This window comes from Bifidobacterium sp. UTCIF-39 (genome assembly GCF_006408715.1).
Classification (GTDB): domain Bacteria; phylum Actinomycetota; class Actinomycetes; order Actinomycetales; family Bifidobacteriaceae; genus Galliscardovia; species Galliscardovia tissieri.
Window position 1 is genome coordinate 1 of sequence record NZ_JEOG01000042.1, and the last position, 1,679, is coordinate 1,679.

The 1,679-nt window shown below is 63.5% G+C and carries 1 protein-coding gene; it reads left to right on the forward strand.

All coding sequences use genetic code 11. The annotated features are described in order from the left end of the window. The first annotated feature begins 45 nt into the window (after window positions 1-45). Complete coding sequence (locus tag EP30_RS10780) at window positions 46-1,614, forward strand: IS3 family transposase (protein WP_140558671.1); 1,569 nt, start codon at window positions 46-48, stop codon at window positions 1,612-1,614. Window positions 1,615-1,679: the final 65 nt, after the last annotated feature.

Sequence of the window (1,679 nt, forward strand, 5' to 3'; positions counted from 1 at the left end):
CGAGGTGGTGACGTTTTCTTGGACTGTGATCCGGGAGGAGTCATCATGGCGAGGTATACGAGGGAGCAGCGTCGGCGTGCGGTGGAGTTGTATGTGAGGTATGAGTGCTGCGCGGCGGACGCGATCCGGGAGTTGGGGTATCCCAGTCGTGAGGCGTTGCGTATGTGGCATCGGGACTGGCTCGAGGAACAGAGGACGGGAATACCCTCGACGCGTGGCGAGCGGTATTCGCGCTACACGTTGGAGCAGAGGCGGGCCGCGGTGGACCATTACCTGACGCACGGGCGGCGAGCGAGCCGTACGATCCGCCAAATGGGGTATCCGAGCAAGACGCTGCTGGCCTCGTGGATTGACGAGCTCGCGCCCGGCGAACGCCGGCTTCGCCACGGGCCCATACCTGAGGAGCTCAAGCGCGAGGCCGTGCTCAAGGTCGCGTCCGGTGGAGCGAGCTCGCGTGAGGCGGCGGAGGGATTGGGAGTGGATTCGTCGGTAGTGAGAAACTGGAAGCGGCGATTGCTCGACAAGACGAAAGGGGCCGCGGTGGCGAAGGACGAACCGGAACGCAAGGATACCGTACCGCAGGCTGATGCGGATGCGCTGCGCGGCGAGATCGCCTCGCTGAACGCCGATCTTGAGCGGCTGCGCGCGGAGCGACGGGCCCTGGAGATCAGGCTGGCGATCATGAAGGGAGCGGTGGAACTGGTGGGAAAAGAGCCGGGCGCAGACCCGGACAACCTGACAAGCCGAGAGAAGACGATTCTGGTCAAAAAGGTCAGTGAGGCCCTGGGCGTCAACGCCGAGAGTCTGCTGGGCGAGGTCGGCATCGCACGCAGCACGTACTACTACCAGCTCAAGGCCATGAGCAGGCCCGACAAGGACCGGGGCCTGCTCGCATTGGTGCGCGAGGCGTTCGAGAACAGCAAACGCCGTTATGGGTACAAGCGCATCCACCTCGAACTGCGCAGCGCGGGCATCGTCGTCTCCGCGAAGCGCGTCATGCGGCTGATGACCCGCCATGGCATGGTGCCGGTGTTCAAGAGCGCGAAGCGCTACAGCTCCTACAAGGGAGAGATCGGCGGCGCGCCGGCCAATCTCGTCAACCGCGACTTCCACGCCGCGAATCCGAATGAGCTGTGGGTCACCGACATCACCGAGTTCTCGATCCCCGCGGGCAAGGTGTACCTGTCGCCGGTGATCGACTGCTACGACGGCATGCCGGTCGCGTGGACGATCGGCACCAGCCCCAACGCCGCGCTGGCCAATGGGATGCTCGAGGACGCGTGCGCCACGCTCAAACCCGGTCAGACGCCCGTCATCCACTCCGACCGGGGATGCCACTACCGGTGGCCCGAATGGATTCGCATCTGCACGGATCATGGATTGACGAGGTCGATGAGCGCGAGGGGCTGCAGCCCGGACAACGCCGCCGCCGAGGGGTTCTTCGGCCGGCTCAAGCAGGAGTTCTTCCACAAGAGGAGCTTCCAGGGCGTCACGATCGACGAGTTCATTGCGATGCTGGACGAGTACATGGTCTGGTACCGGGACAAGCGCATCAAACTCGAATACGGGATGAGCATCATGGACAAGCGCATCCAGCTCGGGCTCGTCGCCTGAACACATGTGATATCGTTCTGAACGACCATTCAGACAACGAAGTCCAACAAAACGTCACCACCCCC

Excerpts from the sequence above, each read along its gene's own strand:
- EP30_RS10780 (WP_140558671.1), top strand. The coding sequence starts at position 46 with ATGGCGAGGTATACGAGGGAGCAGCGTCGGCGTGCGGTGGAGTTGTAT.